4 protein-coding genes are annotated in these 2,802 nt (G+C 52.5%); 1 reads left to right on the forward strand and 3 read right to left on the reverse strand.

The annotated features are described in order from the left end of the window. From BM025_RS18740 to BM025_RS18750, 3 genes are all read right to left on the reverse strand, one after another. Positions 1-191, reverse strand: a 191-nt coding sequence (locus tag BM025_RS18740) for a hypothetical protein (RefSeq protein WP_139204619.1), incomplete at its 3' end; no start/stop codon positions are given. Continuing rightward, positions 188-559 (reverse strand): hypothetical protein, encoded by a 372-nt coding sequence (locus BM025_RS18745; RefSeq protein ID WP_085850887.1) that lies wholly within the window; start codon positions 557-559, stop codon positions 188-190. The genes BM025_RS18740 and BM025_RS18745, both read right to left, overlap by 4 nt. 234 nt (positions 560-793) lie before the next feature. Beyond that, positions 794-1,267: a hypothetical protein gene (locus tag BM025_RS18750; protein ID WP_085850888.1), complete on the reverse strand. Its 474-nt coding sequence runs from the start codon at positions 1,265-1,267 to the stop codon at positions 794-796. Positions 1,268-1,791: 524 nt separating this feature from the next. Between BM025_RS18750 and BM025_RS18755 the strand changes: the two genes are divergently transcribed. Further along, complete coding sequence (locus tag BM025_RS18755; protein WP_085850889.1) at positions 1,792-2,088, forward strand: helix-turn-helix domain-containing protein; 297 nt, start codon at positions 1,792-1,794, stop codon at positions 2,086-2,088. Positions 2,089-2,802 lie beyond the last annotated feature (714 nt).

The following is a 2,802-nucleotide window of genomic DNA, read 5'->3' on the forward strand; positions in this document are numbered from 1 at the left end:
TCTGATGCGTCGTCCGTCTCTTTTGCCGTCCCGCGCCCGCCGTAGCGGATGGAGGCGCGCATAGTTGCGCCGATCTTGGCCTCGTTGAGCGTCGCAACCCGCACCCACTGCGCGTAGATGTCTTTGTTCGACACACTGGCAAAGGGCCGTGCCATCACCATGCGCTCAAGGTCTGGGCCAGACAGGCTCATGGCGTCACCGCCTGGAGGTCATCTGCTCGCGCCAACCGCTCAAACTCCCCATCAGGGAACAGCATGGCGCAGGCGTCTTGCAAATCCCCTAGCTCGCGCATCATGCCAGCCGAGACCTCAAGCCGCGCATCCAGGACAACAAAGCCGCTAAATCCCGCCAACACAAAGCTGGCGCCGCTGGCCTGCACAAATCGCACCACTCCAGTGCCATAAATCAGTGCCCCGCGCTTGGCGGCATCTGCTGGGGTCAGCGCCGTGCAGCGATCGCGCGCCACCCGCTCATCCGGGGCGCACGGCACGATAAACGCAACATGCCGCCCTTGCCGCGCCACCCGCGCGCATATTCTGAGTTGCTCTTCAAATGTCATGCCAAAGCCTTTCTGACCCGCGCGAGGACTGTAAAAACGAGCGCACGCTTCGCCCACAAAGCGCGCGCCCTATTCCGGCCTCAAGGGGGAGGAGACGGCCGAAATTCCGAAACGGTGAATAAAAGAGGCCGAGAGCGCGAAGCCCTCGACCAGTTGCGCGATTAGGGACGTGCCGCGCGAGCAGTCGCACACACATCCCATCAATCGCGTAGGAACCCGTCAGTGAGGCAACACTCATCGTGCCACCTCAGTCTTTTCGCGCAGAGCAGCTCGAAAGCTCACGGCCACCGCGATCAGCTCATCCAACTCGATCAGCTGTTCTCCGGCTTCTTTGACTGTGTAGTCGCTCGGATCAATCGACGATTTGGAATGCGCCTCCGCATCCTTGGTCAACACGTCCGAGAATTCTTTTGCGATGCGGTAGACATCCGATGCGGTCACGCCATCCAGATCGACGGGCTGAAAAACCCCGCCTGCCAGCGTCGCAAAATGCTTTGCGATCGGCGCGGCGGCACTTGGCTCAATCCGTCCCAGGCTATCAAGGTAATTCACCCCAATGCCACCTGGGCGATGATCGCTGCGCTCAGTTCCGTAAGACAGGGTCGACACGCCGATGCCAAGATCGATCGACGCGTTCTCTAACCCGCCGACCGCGCCATAAGCTTCGCGCACCGCGTTTTGAATACTGCCGGGTCTAGTGTAGCGCATGTGATAACTCCCTAGGGCATTTCACAAGACGGACCGCACGCTGCGTGGCAATTTGGGGGTAAACACCAATCATCACGCGCCCCTCTTAGAACAAGGAAGCCAAGACACAGCATCAGTTGAAATATTTAAATGTGAGAGGTTAGTCATTGTGTGGGCCTACCCATGAAGAACGAGAGATGCTGGAAATGTCCGGATTATTGGGAAAGTTGTGGAGGGTCAGTTGTTTTGAAAAAATGCTCTGCACGCAAACCCAAAGCAAAAGCCTTTTCCAAAAGCATCTCCGCAACCTCTGGAGGGATATGCCCCCCTGAACCGCCACGACTTTTAGGATAACCCCAACGATGCACTCGCGACTTATCTCGGCCCGACATGTCTGCGACGGCACTTACTCCCCCGCATATCTCTATTACTGTTTTTGCTGGCTCTAACATGCCTGCACATTGCGATAATCGCAATGTAATCGCAACAAAAATGTTGCGAAATTAGAAATAAACATCAAACGTCGAAAGTTCCATTATAACGCTATGGAAAAAATCACATCAGAATGGCTGAAAGAACGGCTTGGGGATGATCGCGGAAAAAAAGCCGCGCTTGCCGAAGCATTAGGCCTGACAAATGACAAGATATCTAAGATGATTTCTGGGATCAGAAAGCCACAAGCGGAAGAAATCCCAACTATACATGCATTCTTTGGGGAGACCGCTAGCGATGTTGATCCAGAGCTTGCGGCAGTATGGCGGCAATTAGAACCTTCGGAGCGGACGTTCTTGCTAAACGCTGCAAAAGCGCAAATCGCAGCGAAGGATCCTCTTCCTGAATAATACCGGACAACATTGCTGCGATACATTCCAAGTTTTTCATTTCCCACCCATCAAATTCCAACCGCGCCTATGGAAACAAAATGAGAACATTTCAAATTAGAGTCAACGATTAAACAATTCAAAGATCGCGCGCTCAGAATGGCTGCACGCAACAAAATAGAAAAATACGGTAAAACAAGTGATAAAATCAGTCGTACTGGAGGGCCACCATACGACCACATAGCTTCTTTCGTAGAAAAATAACTATATTTTGTGTTGGCGCTGCAAACCACTCTACAGTGATGTGGGACTACGGTAAAATAAAGCGTTTCCCCAAAAATCACGCCACTCATTGTTGGCAAACAAGACATGACTTTACTTGCAGGCACAGCAACAGACGCAGACATGCGGAAGAGCCGACAACATAAGGCTCAAAAAATTAAAAAAGCTTACGAAAGAAAACTTTCAAACCTCATCAAAGACTAGGCCTCGGCAATCCCTCCCATTTTTCCAGACCAGACCAGCCCTTCCTGGGCGGGGTTTTCTTTTGCCCGTATAGCAAGTTGATTCGAATATCGCAGCATAATATTGCGATATTCGCAAATTAAACCTTGACGAATGATTGCGATATTCGCAATAAACCCCCATCACCCGCCGAAGACGCCACAGGCAGATCGCGGAATTTCATGATGGAGAGACCCATGTCCCGCATTCAACACACAGACTTTTCGCTCA

The organism is Pacificibacter marinus (assembly GCF_900109555.1).
In the GTDB taxonomy this organism is placed as follows: Bacteria; Pseudomonadota; Alphaproteobacteria; order Rhodobacterales; family Rhodobacteraceae; genus Celeribacter; species Celeribacter marinus_C.